15 protein-coding genes and 1 pseudogene are annotated in these 15,888 nt (G+C 61.5%); 5 read left to right on the top strand and 11 right to left on the bottom strand.

The window, feature by feature from the left end; genetic code table 11:
- The first annotated feature begins 69 nt into the window (after positions 1-69).
- A complete protein-coding gene (locus AB7M25_RS04295; protein ID WP_454237006.1) occupies positions 70-1,311 on the top strand; it encodes a TIGR03862 family flavoprotein in 1,242 nt (413 codons plus the stop codon).
- 117 nt (positions 1,312-1,428) lie between these two features.
- Here AB7M25_RS04295 and AB7M25_RS04290 read toward each other — a convergent pair whose 3' ends face one another.
- Positions 1,429-2,769: a DEAD/DEAH box helicase gene (locus tag AB7M25_RS04290; RefSeq protein ID WP_007975800.1), complete on the bottom strand. Its 1,341-nt coding sequence runs from the start codon at positions 2,767-2,769 to the stop codon at positions 1,429-1,431.
- Between the two features lie 78 nt (positions 2,770-2,847).
- A complete protein-coding gene (yedA, locus tag AB7M25_RS04285) occupies positions 2,848-3,777 on the bottom strand; it encodes a drug/metabolite exporter YedA (protein WP_429383860.1) in 930 nt (309 codons plus the stop codon).
- A gap of 164 nt (positions 3,778-3,941) precedes the next feature.
- Here yedA and AB7M25_RS04280 point away from each other — a divergent pair, with 164 nt between their 5' ends.
- Positions 3,942-4,397, top strand: coding sequence for an Lrp/AsnC family transcriptional regulator (locus AB7M25_RS04280; RefSeq protein WP_429518514.1), 456 nt, complete (start codon positions 3,942-3,944; stop codon positions 4,395-4,397).
- A gap of 137 nt (positions 4,398-4,534) precedes the next feature.
- On the opposite strand, the gene AB7M25_RS04275 is transcribed toward AB7M25_RS04280, so the two are convergent.
- The 3 genes from AB7M25_RS04275 to AB7M25_RS04265 all read right to left on the bottom strand — a co-directional run bounded on the left by AB7M25_RS04275 (position 4,535) and on the right by AB7M25_RS04265 (position 6,542).
- Complete coding sequence (locus AB7M25_RS04275) at positions 4,535-5,140, bottom strand: 3'-5' exonuclease (RefSeq protein WP_007975805.1); 606 nt, start codon at positions 5,138-5,140, stop codon at positions 4,535-4,537.
- Between the two features lie 22 nt (positions 5,141-5,162).
- Complete coding sequence (locus AB7M25_RS04270; RefSeq protein WP_015096943.1) at positions 5,163-5,642, bottom strand: LabA-like NYN domain-containing protein; 480 nt, start codon at positions 5,640-5,642, stop codon at positions 5,163-5,165.
- Between the two features lie 123 nt (positions 5,643-5,765).
- Positions 5,766-6,542, bottom strand: a complete 777-nt coding sequence (locus AB7M25_RS04265; protein ID WP_429518512.1) for a DUF2076 domain-containing protein — start codon at positions 6,540-6,542, stop codon at positions 5,766-5,768.
- A 178-nt stretch (positions 6,543-6,720) separates the two neighbouring features.
- Between AB7M25_RS04265 and AB7M25_RS04260 the strand changes: the two genes are divergently transcribed.
- Together AB7M25_RS04260 and AB7M25_RS04255 are read left to right on the top strand one after the other, a co-directional pair.
- Complete coding sequence (locus AB7M25_RS04260; RefSeq protein WP_218502579.1) at positions 6,721-7,395, top strand: YciC family protein; 675 nt, start codon at positions 6,721-6,723, stop codon at positions 7,393-7,395.
- A gap of 66 nt (positions 7,396-7,461) precedes the next feature.
- Entirely contained in the window at positions 7,462-8,541 is a 1,080-nt protein-coding gene (locus AB7M25_RS04255) for an endonuclease/exonuclease/phosphatase family protein (RefSeq protein ID WP_429383865.1), read from the top strand.
- Positions 8,542-8,653: 112 nt separating this feature from the next.
- Here the strand turns inward: AB7M25_RS04255 and AB7M25_RS04250 are convergent, their stop codons facing one another.
- From AB7M25_RS04250 to AB7M25_RS04230, 5 genes are all read right to left on the bottom strand, one after another.
- The gene (locus AB7M25_RS04250; protein WP_454237005.1) at positions 8,654-9,487 is read right to left on the bottom strand and encodes an ABC transporter ATP-binding protein; all 834 of its coding nucleotides are present in this window, start codon (positions 9,485-9,487) and stop codon (positions 8,654-8,656) included.
- Positions 9,475-10,278: an ABC transporter permease gene (locus tag AB7M25_RS04245; protein ID WP_007975817.1), complete on the bottom strand. Its 804-nt coding sequence runs from the start codon at positions 10,276-10,278 to the stop codon at positions 9,475-9,477. The genes AB7M25_RS04250 and AB7M25_RS04245 overlap by 13 nt, the downstream gene beginning before the upstream one ends.
- Before the next feature lie 8 nt (positions 10,279-10,286).
- On the bottom strand, positions 10,287-11,273 hold the full coding sequence (locus AB7M25_RS04240; protein ID WP_007975819.1) for an ABC transporter substrate-binding protein: 987 nt from the start codon (positions 11,271-11,273) through the stop codon (positions 10,287-10,289).
- 393 nt (positions 11,274-11,666) lie between these two features.
- Complete coding sequence (locus tag AB7M25_RS04235; protein WP_429383870.1) at positions 11,667-13,037, bottom strand: aspartate aminotransferase family protein; 1,371 nt, start codon at positions 13,035-13,037, stop codon at positions 11,667-11,669.
- 21 nt (positions 13,038-13,058) lie between these two features.
- Positions 13,059-14,549: an aldehyde dehydrogenase gene (locus AB7M25_RS04230; protein WP_429518505.1), complete on the bottom strand. Its 1,491-nt coding sequence runs from the start codon at positions 14,547-14,549 to the stop codon at positions 13,059-13,061.
- 227 nt (positions 14,550-14,776) lie between these two features.
- Between AB7M25_RS04230 and AB7M25_RS04225 the strand changes: the two genes are divergently transcribed.
- On the top strand, positions 14,777-15,706 hold the full coding sequence (locus AB7M25_RS04225; protein WP_454237004.1) for a LysR substrate-binding domain-containing protein: 930 nt from the start codon (positions 14,777-14,779) through the stop codon (positions 15,704-15,706).
- Between the two features lie 30 nt (positions 15,707-15,736).
- Here the strand turns inward: AB7M25_RS04225 and AB7M25_RS04220 are convergent.
- A pseudogene (locus AB7M25_RS04220) lies at positions 15,737-15,874 on the bottom strand (helix-turn-helix transcriptional regulator); the annotation flags it as partial.
- Positions 15,875-15,888 lie beyond the last annotated feature (14 nt).

The raw sequence follows: 15,888 nt of genomic DNA, 5'->3' as shown, positions 1-15,888 counted from the left end.
AAGCCCGCTCCCACAGGGATTTGGGCTGCTAGAATGCGCGGCTTATCCAGCCAGGCCGCAGCTCTCATCATGACCCAGCCCTCAACCGCCTCCCCTTCCCGCGTCGCCATCATCGGCGGCGGTCCTGCCGGTTTGATGGCAGCTGAAGTGCTGAGTCAGGCCGGGATCAGGGTCGACCTGTACGACGGCATGCCTTCGGTTGGACGAAAATTCCTCCTGGCCGGTGTCGGCGGCATGAACATCACTCACTCCGAAGCCTACCCGGCGTTTCTCTCGCGCTACGCCGAACGCGCCCCGCAAATCGCCCCACTGTTGCGCGGCTTCGGTGCCGATGCGTTGTGCCAGTGGATTCACAACCTGGGCATCGAAACCTTTATCGGCAGCTCCGGCCGGGTGTTCCCCACCGACATGAAAGCCGCTCCGCTTCTGCGCGCCTGGCTCAAGCGCCTGCGCGACAGCGGCGTAGTTATCCACACCCGCCACCGCTGGCTCGGCTGGGACGAGCGTGGCGGTTTGCGCATCGACAGCCCGGACGGCGAAAAAACCGTGCAAGCCGATGTCACCCTGCTCGCCCTCGGCGGCGGCAGTTGGTCGCGCCTGGGCTCGGACGGCGCCTGGATGCGGGCACTGGAGCAGCACGGCGTAGGAATGGCGCCGTTGCAACCGAGCAATTGCGGCTTCGAGGTGCAGGCCTGGAGCGAATTGATGGTCAGCAAATTCGCCGGCGCGCCACTGAAAAATATCGCCATCGGTCTCAATGATGATGTGCCCCGGCTCGGCGAATGTGTGATCACTGCCACCGGGATCGAGGGCAGTTTGATCTACGCCCTGTCGGCGCCTATTCGCGAAGCGATCAATCAGCACGGTACGGCGACGATTCATCTGGACCTGTTACCGGGCCGGCCTGTGGATAAAGTGCTGGCGGCGTTGAGCAAACCGCGAGGTTCACGCTCGATGGCCAAGCACCTGCACAGTCAGTTGGGCATCGATGGGGTAAAAGCAGCGCTTTTGCGTGAACTGACCAGCGCCGATTGCTTTGCCGATATGGCCTTGCTGGCCAAGGCAATCAAGGCCTTGCCCCTGACACTGGTGAAAACCCGTCCACTGGACGAGGCTATCAGCAGCGCGGGCGGTGTGTTGTTCGAGGCGATGGATGAGCGCTTGATGCTCAAGCAAATGCCTGGCGTGTTTTGCGCCGGGGAAATGCTTGATTGGGAAGCGCCGACGGGCGGTTACCTACTGACTGCGTGTTTTGCCAGTGGGCGAGCGGCTGGGTTGGGGATGGTGGAGTGGCTGAAGCGCCAGGCTTGAAGACCGAGGCGCGCCCTTCGCGAGCAAGCCCGCTCCCACAGGGGACTTGTGCACGACACAAATCCAGTGTGGGAGCGGGCTTGCTCGCGAAGGCGGCCTAACAGGCGCTGCGAGTAATCAAGGCTTACGCTTACGCGGCCCGGTATTGAACACCGGCACCTTGCGCACTGGCTTGATCGAAGGCTCCGCCGGTGCAACCTCTCCGCTATCTACCCACTTGCCAAGATTGCGTTTACCACCGCCACCGCCGGAAGCCTTGGGCTTCTTCGGTTTTTTCGGTTTCTTGATCACCTGACCGCTGGCATCGGTGTCCGGCACGCGGTGCTCCGGTTCGAAGTCCGGCTCATTCTGACGCTTCAGCGTCTGGCGGGTCAGCATCTCGATCGCCGACAGCAAATTCACTTCATCGGCGCACACCAGGGAAATCGCCTCGCCGGTCGAGCCCGCGCGGCCGGTACGACCGATGCGGTGGATGTAATCCTCGGCGACGATCGGCAAGTCGAAGTTGACTACCAGTGGCAGGTCTTCGATGTCCAGGCCGCGGGCCGCCACGTCGGTAGCGACCAGAATCTGCACTTCACTCGCCTTGAAGCGGTCGAGCGCGCGCTGGCGGGTCGCCTGGGGCTTGTCGCCATGGATGCCGTCGGCGTTGATGCCCAGGCCCTGGAGTTTTTCCACCAGCGCATCCACGCCGTTGCGGGTCTTGGCAAACACCAGCACCTGCTTCCACTTGCCCTTGCGCATCAGGTGCACGAACAGTTCCGGCTTGCGCTTCTTGTCCACCGTCACGATCCATTGCTTGACCGTATTGGCCGCCACGTTGCGCGGGCTGACTTCGATGCTCAGCGGGTCGTTGAGCATCTGCCCGGCCAGCAGGCGGATGTCATCGGAGAAGGTCGCGGAGAACAGCAGCGTCTGACGCTTCTTCGGCAGCGCGCGGTAAATGTTCGCCAGCTCCTCGGAAAAGCCCAGGTCGAGCATGCGGTCGGCTTCGTCCAGCACCAGGGTTTGCAGCTGGTTGAACTTCAATGCGTTCTGGCGGAACAGGTCGAGCAAGCGGCCCGGGGTCGCCACCAGCAGATCGACACCGCTGCGCAGCTTCATCATTTGCGGGTTGATGCTGACACCGCCGTACACCGCGTAAGTACGCAGCGGCAGGTTTTCGGCGTACTGGCGTACGGCTTCGTGAACCTGTTCGGCCAGCTCGCGGGTCGGTACCAGGATCAGCGCGCGGACCGAGTTGGCGGTGACTTTCGGCCCTTCCATGGCCAGCAGTTGCAACAGCGGCAGGGCGAAACCGGCGGTCTTGCCGGTGCCGGTCTGGGCGGCGGCCATCAGGTCACGACCGGCCAGCACCGCCGGAATGGCTTGCGCCTGAACCGGCGTCGGAGTCTGGTAGCCGAGCGTCTCGAGGGAGCGCAACAAGGGTTCGATCAGGCCAAGGGTGGCGAAAGTCATGGGAGTACCGTAGGAAAATTCAGCGCGGGTGGTTCAAAACCAGTGTGCAAAACAAGATGCAATGCCGCGCAGTTTACCCTAATTCACTCGGGATTCTGTCGGTACCACCGTCACCACAGGCTTAACCGGCGCCCGACGCCACTGCGGCAATCCGATCAACACCACAGCACTGATGATCACAGCCATCGCCAGTGCTTCTTCGATGCCGATGGTCTCGCCGACAAACACGATCCCCAGCAACACCGCCACCGCAGGATTGACGTAGGCATAACTGGTAGCCGCCGCCGGGCGCACGTGTTTCAACAGGTACATGTAGGCGTTGAAGGCGATGATCGAGCCGAACACGGTCAAGTACGCCAGGGCTGCCCAGCCTTCGATGGGCGGCACCTGTTCCAGGTGCTCACCGCTGACCGCACTGGCAATCAGCAGCACTACGCCACCGACCAGCATTTCCACGGCACTGGCCATTGCCCCTTGTGGCAATGGCAAGTGTTTGCTCCATACCGAGCCGAACGCCCAGGTCGCCGCTGCAAAAACCAGCAACGCCGCGCCCAACGGGCTGGATTGCAGGTTGGAACCCAGGTTGAGCATGGCAATGCCGATCAGCCCGAGCACAATCCCGGCCCACTCCAGACGAGTATTGCGCGCCCCCCAGAAATACCCACAGAGCAGGGTAAACAGCGGCACCGTCGCTACCGCCAATGCGGCGACGCCAGAAGCCACCCCGGTGTGCTCGGCGACACTGACTGCGCCATTGCCACAGGCGAGCAGCAACACGCCAATGACCCCGGCGGCTTTCCACTGAGCCCAGGTCGGTGCCGGCGCCCCGCGCCAGCGCAGGAAGGCGTACATCAAGGTCCCGGCAATGACGAAGCGGATGCCGGCGAGCAGCAGCGGTGGCCAATATTCCACACCGATGCGGATGACCAGGTAAGTCGAGCCCCAAATCACGTACAAGGCGAAAAAGGCAGCGATCAACGGTAAGGGAAAGCGACGAAGGCCGGACATGGGGGCAGCTCACAGGCAAGGACAAGTGAACGGCTATTCTAGAAAGGCTGGCGCCGGAAAATAAGTTACAAAACCTGTTTAAAGCGCCGGTACACTTTTCAAAACACGGAGTTCAGCGCTATAAACCGTGTTTTCGAAAGTCGACCACTTTCAGGAGTCGCCCCATGGACAAATACGACCGCATGCTGCTCAGCGCCCTGTTGGAAAACGGTCGCGCGTCGTACGCCGACCTGGCGCGCAAGGTCAACCTGTCCGCCCCGGCGGTGGCCGAGCGCGTGGCCAAGCTCGAAGCCAACGGCGTGATCACCGGCTATCAGGCGAAGGTCGACATGGCCAAGCTCGGCCTGCCGATCCAGTGCGTGATCGAACTGCGCCTGAACCAGCACGGCAACCAGAAGGCCTACGACGACCTGATCAAAATCCCGCAATTGACCGAATGCCATCGGGTGACCGGCGATCCGTGCGTGATCATGCAAGCCGCGGTGGGCTCGATGCCGGAGCTGGAAGAGCTGATCAACCGGATCGCCACGTTCGGGTTCAGCAAGACGTCGATCGTATTGTCCAGTGCGATAGAGAAGCGGGTGCCGTTGGGGCATATCGAAGGGAATGGCAAGCTTTGATCGAACGCGGAACCTGTAGGAGCGAGCCTGCTCGCGATGGTCGCCAACGATAACGCGGGAAACCTGACACCCCGCACTGCTCTCGGGTTCATCGCGAGCAAGCCCGCTCCCACAGGGGATTTGTGGTGAGTTCGGGATCAGCGATAGCGCTTGAGATGCTCGCCCACCTTCGCCGCCGGGACCTTCTGCAACTTGCACAGCAAGTCATGGGACAGCTCGCGCAGGCCATGCTTTTGGAGCAACTCTTCCTCCAGGTGCGCCGTCAGGTTTGCCGCCATTTCGGCATCGGCCATGGCCCGGTGAGCCTTGCCGGTGTGCGGCAGGTTGGCAAACGTGGTGAGGGTGCCGAGTTTGTGGTTCGGTGCGGCGGGCATCAGGCGGCGGGCCAACAGCAGCGAGCAGGCAAAGTTCTGCAAGCGGGTGCGCTTGATTCGCCCGAGTTCGAAGTCCCAGAACTTCTGGTCGAACGCGGCGTTGTGCGCGAGCAAGGGTGTGGTACCGACGAACTCATTCACTTCGTTCATCACCTGCTCCGCCGACGGCGCGGTGCGCAGCATGGCGTTGCTGATGCCGGTGAGCTGCTCGATGAAAGCCGGGACGCGCACGCCGGCATTCATCAGGCTTTGGTAACGCTCGACGATGCGCCCCTGTTCAAGGATCACCACGGCAATTTCCGTGGCCCGGCAGCTGCTGCTCGGGGAGATCCCGGTGGTTTCAAAGTCGATGACTGCGATGCGTTCCAAACCTGGTTCAACTCCGTAAAAATCAATTCTTGAGCAACAACGCGCCTTCGATCGGCACATAGCGGCTGGCGGCGCGGATCAGCGAGTTGGCCGTCAGCCCCGGTACGCCGTAGGCCACGGCTTGCACGCCATGCTTGCTGATGATGCGTTCGAGCAGCATGTCGAAATCGCCATCGCCAGAGGCCAGGACAATTTCATCGACATGGTCGGCGGCATCCATGATGTCGAGGGTGATGCCCACGTCCCAGTCACCCTTGGCCGAACCATCGCTGCGCTGGATGTACGGCTTGAGCTTCACGGTGAAACCAAGGTTACGCAGGATCTGCTGGAACTGCTGCTGTTTGCTGTCGCCACGGTCGATGGCGTAGGCGTAGGCTTCGACGATCTCGCCCTGCTGGCTGATGTCAGCCCACAGCGCGGCATAGTTGAAGTGACAACCATAAGCCTGACGCACGGTGTAGTAGAGGTTCTGGACATCGGCGAACACTGCGATTTTTTTCACCGGCTTTCCTCAAGGCTGAATCAGGCACCAGGCCCGAAAGGTCGCCCAGTATGCCAGCCCAAAGGATTGTTCCGCGAATAATCGGCTATGTGGCGAGGGAGCTTGCTCCCTCGCCACTGGATATCAGACGAAGGAATCGTCGTCGCCGCCCAAGAACGAGTCATCGCTGTAGTCAGCGTCACTGAAGCCGCCCTGATCGTTGCTCCAGGAATCATTGCCGGCCATGCGCTGGTCATCGCCCCAGCCATTGTTGCCCTGGTCGTTGACCTGGGCCGGCTCTTCCTTGATGACTTCGACGACTTCCGGTTGCTGATTGTGATGGAACAGGCTGCTGATGCCTTGTGCCAGCATCACGCCACCCGCCACACCAGCGGCGGTTTTCAGCGCACCGCCGAGGAAACTGCTGCCGGCCGCCGCCGGTGCTGGCTGCTGCGGGGCATAGCCCTGCTGTGGAAAGGCCTGTTGCGGAGCACCGAAGTTCTGCTGTGGCGCTGGCGATCCGAACGCCGAGCGCCCCGGTTCACGCCAGCCACCGCTCGATGGCACCGAGTTCTGGGTCGGTGCCGGTTGTGGATCACGGGAAGCGCCGCCAAAGATACTCGACAAAAAGCCACCGCTGCCCGACGCCGGAGCCGGGGTCGCCTGAGCCTTGGCCTGTTGCAGTTCGGCCTGCAATTGCTGGACTTGCCGGGTCAGTTGCTGGTTCTGCTCATCGAGGCTCTTGATCGCTGCCTCTTGCACCAGAATCGCCTGGGTCATGAAATATCCTGCCGCAGGCTGGCGCGTCAGGTGTTCCTTGATCCGCGCCTCGGCCTGGGCGTCGCGCGGGGCTGAGTCCGTTTCGGCCTGCTGCAGCCGGGAAAACAGTCCATCGATCAGGGTTTGTTCTTCGCTGTTCATGGCGACCTCGTAGATTGCCGGGAAAATCGTTGCCTTTATCCAATGAGGATAAGGTGCCCGACCTTAATGGAGGCTGAAACAAACTGTTTCAATGACCTTTACTGAACGTTTACGTTTGCGTCTCCCGGCACTTGATCGGTTAAAGTGGACCACTGCTTCCAACCTGCGATACCAACCGATGAATCCGTTAGATGTGCTGCGTGACTCCCTGTATTTCTTCAAGCGCAATCTGGGCCAGATCGCGCAGCTGTGCCTGCCGCTGGTGATCCTGGAGGCGTTGCTGCAACAAGTGGTCGACCACTCCACCGAGCCGGACAGTTTCCCCGGCATCAGCGTGATAGTCGGCTTGCTGGTGTATCCGTTGTACACCGCCGCGCTGATTCTGTTTCTCGATGCTCGCAGCCGGGGCGAGTCGCCGCGCAACCGCGACCTGCTGGCGATGGCGGCGAGCCTGTGGCCGCGCTTCGCCCTGCTGACGGCGCTCAATACCGTACTGATTCTGCTGGGCCTGTCGCTGTATTTCCTGCCGGGTATCTATCTGATGGTGACCCTGGCGTTTGGCGAATATCTGCTGGTGTTGCGCGGCATGGCGCCGCTGGCGGCCATGAAGGAAAGCCTGCGCATGACCCAAGGTCACTTCCTGCGCATCCTGCTGTGCATTCTGTGTGTGATGGGGCCGCTGTGGCTGCTCAAGGGGGCGACCCTGGCGGTGTACCCCGAACCGCAGAACCCGGTGATCTCGCTGCTGATCGACAGCGCCCACAGTTTCCTGCAGCTGTTTACCAGCGTGGTGCTGTTCCGTCTGTTCATGCTGATCAACCCGTTGCCTGAGAGCAATGACAGCTCGCTCTGACCTTGGGCGCGCCCATCGCTCTCGGGTATGCTCGAGAACAATTTTGCAACGCCAATAAGCTGAGCCATGACCCGTCTACTGCGCCACACCCTGCTGGGCCTGCTGATCGTGATCGGCCTGATCGCCGTGATGACCTACAGCCTGACCTGGCGCCCCGACGCCAAAGAAGAGTTGCCCGTCAGTTGCAGTGCCCAGGCACCCACCCTGGTCCCCGGGCAGGCACTGAAAGTGATGACCTGGAACGTCCAGTACCTGGCCGGTAAGCGTTACGTTTTCTGGAACGACCTGGCCGCCGGTACCGACGAACGTCCCACAACGGAAGACATGGCCTTCAGCCTCGACGAAGTGGCGCGGGTGATTCGCGACGAACAACCGGACATCGTGCTGTTGCAGGAACTGGACGACGGCGCCAAGGCCAGCGATTACCAGCAGCAGTTCAAACTGCTGCAAGAGCGGCTCGCCGATTTGTACCCATGCAGCGTCAGCGCCTTCGACTGGAAGGCCGATTTCGTACCGGACCCGCATATCTTCGGCAGCGTCGGCCGGCAACTGGCAACCCTGAGCCGTTACCAGATCGAACATGCCCAACGCCTGCAACTGCCCGTCATCTCGGGCAATCCGCTCAGCCGCCAATTCAAACCCAGAAACGCCTTGCTGGTGAGCTACTTGCCGTTGAGTGACGGTGGGCAGATGGCGGTGCTCAATACCCATCTGGAGCGTGCGACCCAAGCCGACAACACCTTGCAAAACCAGGTGAACGCCGTGGCCAGGACCCTCGATAAACTCGAAGGCCGTGGCACGCCGTGGTTGATCGGCGGGGATTTCAACCTGTTACCGCTGGGTCAGTATCGACGCCTGTCCGATGCGCAACGCGCCCCCTACTCCGCCGACAGCCCGTTGCACCTGCTGTGGGACAAGTACCCGATGATCCCGACCAACAACGAAGCCAGCGGGATCGCCCGCGAGCGCTGGCTGACCCACTACCCGAACGACCCCGGGCTGAACGGCCCGGACCGGACCGTCGACTATCTGTTCTACAGTCCGCGGATCAAGCGGGTGGAGGCGACGGTGCGGCAGGACGATACGTTGCGCATCTCCGATCACTTGCCGGTGATTGCCCGCTTCCTGTTGCCGGTTGCGCCCTGATTCCGAATCCCCCCTGTAGGAGCTGGCTTGCCAGCGATGGCGGCCTGCCTGACACACCGCGTCGCCTGGATCGCCGGCAAGCCGGCTCCTACAAGGGGTGTGCATTTGCGGCTTAATGCACCTCCTCCAGATCATCATGCAGCAGCCCGAAGATCTCGCGCTTCATCTCGATGAATGAGCGCTCCATGACCATGTCCAGGTTGCGCGGACGTTCGATCGGCACATCGAGGATCTGTTTGATCCGCCCCGGCCTGGCGCCCATGACGTAGACCCGGTCGCCGAGCAGAATCGCCTCGTCGATGTCGTGAGTCACGAACAACACGGTCTTCTTGCTGTTGCCCCACACCCGCAGCAACAACTGCTGCATTTGCAGGCGCGTCTGGCTGTCGAGGGCGCCGAAGGGTTCGTCCATCAGCAGGATCTGCGGGTCGTTGGCCAAGGCGCGGGCGATGGCGACGCGCTGCATCATCCCGCCGGACAACTGCTTGGCGTAGTTGTCGGCAAAGCCGCTCAGGCCCACTTCATTGACGTAGTAGTCGACAATATCCTTGCGCTGCGCCGCCGGCATGCCGCGCCGCTTGAGGCCGAACTCGACGTTCTGCCGCACGGTCAGCCACGGGAACAGCGTGTAGCTCTGGAACACCATGCCGCGATCCGCGCCGGGGCCTTCCACCTGTTGGCCACCGACGTAGATCTCCCCCGACGTCGGTTCAGCCAGGCCGGCAGTGAGGTACAGCAGACTCGATTTGCCGCAACCCGACGGCCCCACCAGTACAGCAAATTGCTGATCGGGCACCTCAAACGACACTTCTTCCAACGCGGTAAAGGTTCCGCCATCCGGCTTCTTGTAACGCAGGCTGACCCTGTCCACTTGCAGGCGGGGCGCGTTCACCGGGGCAGCCTGAGGGGCGACAAAACGATGAGTGGCGGCGGTTACTGAGCCCATGCGGTAATCCTCAGACGTAGGAAACGGAACAGTTGATCGGTGACCAGGCCCAGCAGGCCGATGATCGCGATGGCGAGGAAAATCACATCCACCTGAAAGCCGCGCATGGCCTTGAGGCTCAGGTAACCCAGGCCACTGGAGGCGGCGACCAGTTCGGCCACCACCAGGTAAGTCCAGGCCCAGCCCATGGTCACCCGCAGGGTGTCGAGCACGCCTGGCAGCGAAGCCGGGGCGATCACATGCAGCACCGCGTCACGACGGTTCGAGCCGAGGGTATAGGAGGCGTTGATCAGGTCCTTGGAGATGCCTTTGGACACGTCCGCGATCATCACCAATTGCTGGAAGAACACGCCGAAAATGATCACCGAGACCCGTTGCTCCAGGCCGATGCCGATCCACAGGATGAACAGCGGTACGAACGAGGTCACCGGCAGGTAGCGAATGAAATTGACCATCGGCTCCAGGAACGCCTGGACGATACGGAAACTGCCCATCAACAGTCCCAGCGGCACGGCGACCAGGGACGACACGATGAAACCGACCATCACCACTTCGACGCTGGCCCACACATGCTGGCCGAGGGTGCCATCGCGACCCAGGCGCACAGCGGCCTCGACCACCGCGCCCGGCGTCGGCAGGAACATACCCGGCACCACACCGCCGTAGGACAACCCGGCCCACAGGCCGACCAACAGCACCCAGGCCAGGCCGCTCGCGCTCCAGATCACCGAGACCGGCAAACCGGTCTTGGGCGTGATGCAGCGGCTCAGCCACGAATTGCGCTTGAACATGCAGCCTCCTAGAGCGGGGTGACGAAACGGTTGTCGATCAGGTCGTCATTGCTGACGTTGTAGGGCTTGCCTTGCAGCTCGCTGGCGGTCTCGTTGGCCAGTTTGATCAGCGGTGCGCTGTCACCCGGCTTGCCCGGCGCGCCCAGCAGTTTTTCGCTCATGGCCTGATCGTAGAAACGCACGCCCTGGGCGGCCGCTTCGAGCTCCTTCGGATCGGCCAGGTAACCGCCGACGCCCTTGGCCATGATTTTGTAGGCTTCCTGCGGATGATCCTTGGTGTACTGCACGGCTTTGTACAAACCGGCCACCAGTGCCTTGACGTCTTCCGGCTGTTTTTCGATGACGGTGCAGTTCAGCGCCACCACGTCGACGATCACCCCCGGTGTACTGCTGCTGTCGACCAGCACCTTGCCCTGCTGCTTGTCGCGCACCATCGACAGGTGCGGCTCCCAGGTCACGGCAGCGGGTACCCGACCGGCGATGAACGCGGTGGCGGCATCGTCAGCCGTCATGTTCTGCACGGTGATGTCGCTCATTTTCATGCCGTTCTTTTTCAGCAGATACGACAACCAGAACTGCGAGGTCGACCCTTCGTTCACCGCCACGGCCTTGCCCTTGAGTTCTTGCAGGCTCTTGACGTCCTTGCCCACCAGCACGCCGTCGCCACCATGGCTGTCGTCCAGCGCGGCCACGGCCTTGAAGCAGAATTGCGGACGGTACTTGAGCACCTCGTCGATGGTTGACGCCGAGCCGGACAATTCGCCGGACGCTTGTGCGGCCATGTACATCGCCGCCTCTTCGACCACCGGCAACTCGACGGTCAAACCGTTTTCCTTGAAGTAGCCCAGGTCCTGGGCCAGGTACAGGGTGCCGTAGCCGACCCAGGTGGTATGGCCGATGGACAGGGTGCCGGCCTGGGCGCTGGTGGCGACCGTCGCGGCGATGGCGGTGACCGCCAGTGGATGGACAACGCGCGTAAGCAAGGACTTGATCATGGAGCACTCCCAAAGCTGTTGATTTAGTTTTGTCATGGGCAGTACGGCGAGCCCTGAATCGGCTGCTGCCTGTGGTCTCTAAGGGACTCTTCGGCGGGCAGCATTCGGCGGGCTGGCGAGATCGATGTTGGCCCAAGGGCGGGATTAGGAAAATGAGGAAATATGTGGATGCGAACGATGAAAAAACTCGTTAGCGCGCACTGCGAAAAGGCGCCAGTGGCGAGGATGCACAAGGTTAGTGCAAGGCATGAAAAATGTGTTGAATGAGCAATAGCTATCGCGGGCAAGCCCGCTCCCACAGGGATTTTCTGTGAACACAAAATTTGTGAACAACAGAGACACGGTGGGAGCGGGCTTGCCCGCGATTAAGGTCCGCAGGACCTTCAGGTGATGTCAGATCCGGCCGTATTCCTGCGCCGTACGATCCACCGCTTTCAAGGTCTTGGCGATCAGTTCGTCAATCTCTTCACGGCTGGCAATCAACGCCGGCGCCATGATCATCCGGCCCAAGGTCGAGCGAATGATCACCCCTTCCTCGAAGCCAATCGTACGGCAGCGCCAGGCGATGTCGTTCTCATTGGCAAAGCGCTTGCGCGTGGATTTGTCTTCGGCCAGTTGCAGCGCCGCGACCATGCCGGTGCCCTGGATATCACCCACCAACGGGTGCTTGCCGAACACTTCGCGCAGGCACTGTTGCAGGTACGGGCCGATGTCGTCCTTGACCCGCGTCACCACGCCTTCATCGCGCAGGGCCTTGAGGTTGGCAATCGCCACCGCCGCCGCCACCGGGTGCCCGGAATAGGTCAGGCCGTGGGCAAACACGCCGCCCTGCTCCACCAGCACCGAAGCCATTTTCTTCGACAGGATCAAGCCGCCCATGGGGATGTAGCCCGAGGTCAGGCCCTTGGCGATGGACAGGGTGTCCGGCTCGAAACCGAAGTACTCGTGGGCGAACCATTCGCCGGTGCGACCGAAGCCGCCGATCACTTCATCGGCGCACAGCAGCACATCGTATTTGCGGCAGATGCGCTGGATTTCCGGCCAGTAGCTTTCCGGTGGGAAGATCATCCCGCCGGCACCCTGGAAGGGTTCGGCGATGAAGCCTGCGACCTTGTCCGCACCCAGTTCGAGAATCTTCGCTTCCAGTTGCTGTGCCGCGCGCAGACCGAATTCGGCCGGCGTCAGGTTGCCTTCGTGAGCGAAGAAGTACGGCTCGTCGATGTGCTCGATGTCCGGAATCATGCCGCCCATTTCGTGCATGAACTTCATGCCGCCCAGCGCCGTCGCGGCCAGGGTCGAACCGTGGTAACCGTTCCAGCGGCCGATCATGATTTTCTTTTCGGGCTTGCCGAGCACCTGCCAGTAACGCCGCACCGTGCGGATCAACACCTCGTTGGCCTCGGAGCCGGAGTTGGTGTATATCGCGTGGCTGTAGTGTCCCGGCAGCAGGCTGAACAGCAGCTCGGACAGCTCGATCACCTGCGGGTGGGTGGTGTGGAAAAACATGTTGTAGTACGGCAGCTGCTCCAGTTGCTGGCTCGCCGCAGCCGCCAGGTCCTTGCGCCCGTAACCGAGGTTGGTGCACCACAGCCCGGACATGCCGTCGAGGTAACGGCGGCCATCGTTGTCCCACAGGTGCAGGCGCTCGCCACGGACCATCACCCGTGGCCCCTCGTCGTTGAGGGCTTTCTGATCGACGAACGCATGGATGTGGTGCGCAGCGTCGGCGGCCTGGTAGTCGCGGGTTTCACGTGGTGTGGTCATCGCCAGTTCTCCGTTTTGTTATCAGCGCAATTGAAACCAGGTGGTCTTCAACTGGGTGTATTTATCGAATGAATGCAGGGACAGGTCGCGGCCGAAACCGGACTGCTTGCCGCCGCCAAAAGGTACGGTCACGTCCAGTGCATCGACGCTGTTGACCGACACCGTGCCCGCTCGCAATTGTCGCGCCACGCGGTGGGCACGGTTGAGGTCATCAGTCCACAGCGAAGCCGCCAGACCGTAGACGCTGTCGTTGGCCAATTGCAAGGCGTGGGCCTCGTCGTCGAACGCGGTGACGGCCAGAACCGGGCCGAATACTTCGTCGCGAAACAGCGGCATGTCCGGCGACACACCGGTGAAAATCGTCGGTTGGATGAAGTTATCCGAACCGTTGAAGATCGACTGCCGACCACCACAAACCTTGGTCGCACCTTGCTGTTCGGCCTGCTGGATGAACTTCATGATGCGCGCGGTCTGACGGCTGTCGACGATGGCACCGGCAGCGCTCGACGGGTCCAGCGGATCGCCCGGCAACCAGCGTTCGGCCTGGGCCTTGAGGCGTTCGACGAACGCGTCATGAATCGAGCGCTGCACCAGCAACCGCGAGTTGGCCGAGCAGACTTCGCCCTGATTGAAGAAGATGCCGAACGCGGCTTTTTGGGCGGCCAGGTCCAGATCCTGACAATCGGCGAACACCAGGTTGGCGCTCTTGCCGCCGCACTCCAGCCACACCTGCTTGAGGTTCGACTGGGCCGAATACTGCATGAAATATTTGCCGACTTCGGTGGAGCCGGTGAACACCAGACAATCGATGTCCGGGTGCAGGCCGAGGGCCTTGCCGGTTTGCTCGCCCAGGCCCGGCAGTACGTTCAACACACCCGCAGGCACACCAGCCTCAAGCGCCAGCTCCGCCAGACGCAAGGCCGAAAACGGCGACTGCTCGGCCGGCTTGAGAATCACCGAGTTACCAGCGGCCAGGGCCGGGGCGAGTTTCCACGCGGCCATGTCCAGCGGAAAATTCCACGGCACCACGGCAGCCACTACGCCGAGGGCTTCGCGGGTGATGGTCGCCAGCACGTTCTGCGCACTCGGTGCCACCTGGTCGTAGAGTTTGTCGAGGCTCTCGGCGTACCAGCGGAACACCCCGGCGGCACCCGGCACATCGATGTTGTAGGCGTCCGTGACGGGCTTGCCCATGTTCAGCGAATCGAGCAGCGCCAGTTCTTCACGGTTTTCGAGGATCAAGTCGGCCAGGCGCAGCAGCACTTGTTTGCGTTCGGTCGGCGAACGTGCCGACCAGGTGCCGGCTTCAAACACTTGCCGCGCATTGCGCACCGCCGCGTTCACATCTTCCTCGCCACAGGCCGCGACATTGGCCAGGCATTGCCCCGTGGCGGGGTTGATCGCGGCGAAAGTCTGCCCCGATTGTGCCGCTCGGCGCTGGCCGTCGATTACGGCCTGGTCAGGAAACCGCAGGGAAGCGGCTTTGCGTTGCCAATACTCAAGCTCGAACACGTTCGGATGCTCCAGAGGACATTCTTGTGTATTGGATAGTCGCTCAGGCCCGAGCGGTGGAAAACCAGTAAAAATGTGTTCGCAGGCCAAGAAAAAACTACGTAGCCAATCTCCCTTCTGGCGCAGCATGTGGTTATTGTTCAACCACAACAAATCGCTACCCGAGCGGATAGGGGTGGCGCGCAAATTGCCTGGATGCCTGATTCGTTCTCCCCCCGAGGTTTGCTGTGGCTGCCTACAATCTGCGTCAACTGAAATACTTCATTACCACCGTCGAGTGCGGCAGCGTCGCCGAGGCCTCGCGCAAGCTGTACATCGCCCAGCCGTCGATCTCCACGGCCATCAAAGGGCTGGAAGACAGCTTCGGCGTGCAACTGCTGATTCGCCATCACGCCCAGGGCGTGTCATTGACGCCCAGCGGTGCACGCTTCTACCGCAAGGCCCAGGAACTGCTGCGCATGGCCAAGGAGTTCGAGCAGAACGCCCTGGCCGACAACGATGTGGTGTCCGGGCAGATCGATATCGGCTGCTTCGAAACCGTCGCGCCGCTGTACCTGCCGCAATTGATCGCCGGGTTTTCGGCGCTGTACCCGGGAGTGGAAATCCGCATCCGCGACGGCGAGCAGCAAGAACTGGTGCAGGGCCTGACCTCCGGCGCCTTCGATCTGGCGATCCTCTATGAGCACGATCTCGACGGCACCATCGCAACCGAACCCTTGATGCCGGCGCAACGGCCTTACGCCCTGCTGCCGGCCGATCACCGTTTTGCCCAGCAGGCACAAGTCTCACTGCGGGACCTGTGCCTGGAGCCGATGATTCTTTTGGACGTGCAGCCGAGCCGGACCTATTTCGTCAGCCTGTTCGAAGAGCTGGACCTGACCCCGCGCATTGCCTTCAGCTCGCCATCGATCGAGATGGTGCGCGGCATGGTCGGACAAGGCTTTGGTTTCTCGATCCTGGTGACCAAGCCGCATTCGGAGTGCACCTACGACGGGCAGAAAGTGGTGTGCGTGGACATCGCCGAAGACGTCACCGGCTCCGGGTTGGTGGCGGCCTGGCTCAAGCGTGGGCAACTGACCAAACCGGCGCAGTTGTTTGCCGACTATTGCCGTGAACAACTAACCGCCAAATCCGACAGCTCGCACCCTCCCCTGTAGGAGCTGGCTTGCCAGCGATCTTTTGACTTTTTAATGCCTGCACAACAATTCGATAAACTGCGCAAACAACTCCGACTGCGATCCCACTTCCAGTTTCAGGTACAGGTTTTTGCTGTACATGCACACGCTTTCCGGTGAGATATTCATCTGGCAGGCAATAGAATTGACCGGCAGAACTACGT

The sequence above is a fragment of the Pseudomonas sp. AP3_22 TE3818 genome, from assembly GCF_053628995.1.
The sequence above is the reverse complement of the archived record's forward strand: the minus strand, read 5'-3'. Positions and strand labels throughout refer to the sequence as shown.

Excerpts from the sequence above, each read along its gene's own strand:
- AB7M25_RS04240 (WP_007975819.1), bottom strand. The coding sequence starts at position 11,273 with ATGATCAAGTCCTTGCTTACGCGCGTTGTCCATCCACTGGCGGTCACC.
- AB7M25_RS04295 (WP_454237006.1), top strand. The coding sequence starts at position 70 with ATGACCCAGCCCTCAACCGCCTCCCCTTCCCGCGTCGCCATCATCGGC.
- AB7M25_RS04245 (WP_007975817.1), bottom strand. The coding sequence starts at position 10,278 with ATGTTCAAGCGCAATTCGTGGCTGAGCCGCTGCATCACGCCCAAGACC.
- AB7M25_RS04250 (WP_454237005.1), bottom strand. The coding sequence starts at position 9,487 with ATGGGCTCAGTAACCGCCGCCACTCATCGTTTTGTCGCCCCTCAGGCT.
- AB7M25_RS04260 (WP_218502579.1), top strand. The coding sequence starts at position 6,721 with ATGAATCCGTTAGATGTGCTGCGTGACTCCCTGTATTTCTTCAAGCGC.
- AB7M25_RS04235 (WP_429383870.1), bottom strand. The coding sequence starts at position 13,037 with ATGACCACACCACGTGAAACCCGCGACTACCAGGCCGCCGACGCTGCG.
- AB7M25_RS04290 (WP_007975800.1), bottom strand. The coding sequence starts at position 2,769 with ATGACTTTCGCCACCCTTGGCCTGATCGAACCCTTGTTGCGCTCCCTC.
- AB7M25_RS04265 (WP_429518512.1), bottom strand. The coding sequence starts at position 6,542 with ATGAACAGCGAAGAACAAACCCTGATCGATGGACTGTTTTCCCGGCTG.
- AB7M25_RS04255 (WP_429383865.1), top strand. The coding sequence starts at position 7,462 with ATGACCCGTCTACTGCGCCACACCCTGCTGGGCCTGCTGATCGTGATC.
- yedA (WP_429383860.1), bottom strand. The coding sequence starts at position 3,777 with ATGTCCGGCCTTCGTCGCTTTCCCTTACCGTTGATCGCTGCCTTTTTC.
- AB7M25_RS04280 (WP_429518514.1), top strand. The coding sequence starts at position 3,942 with ATGGACAAATACGACCGCATGCTGCTCAGCGCCCTGTTGGAAAACGGT.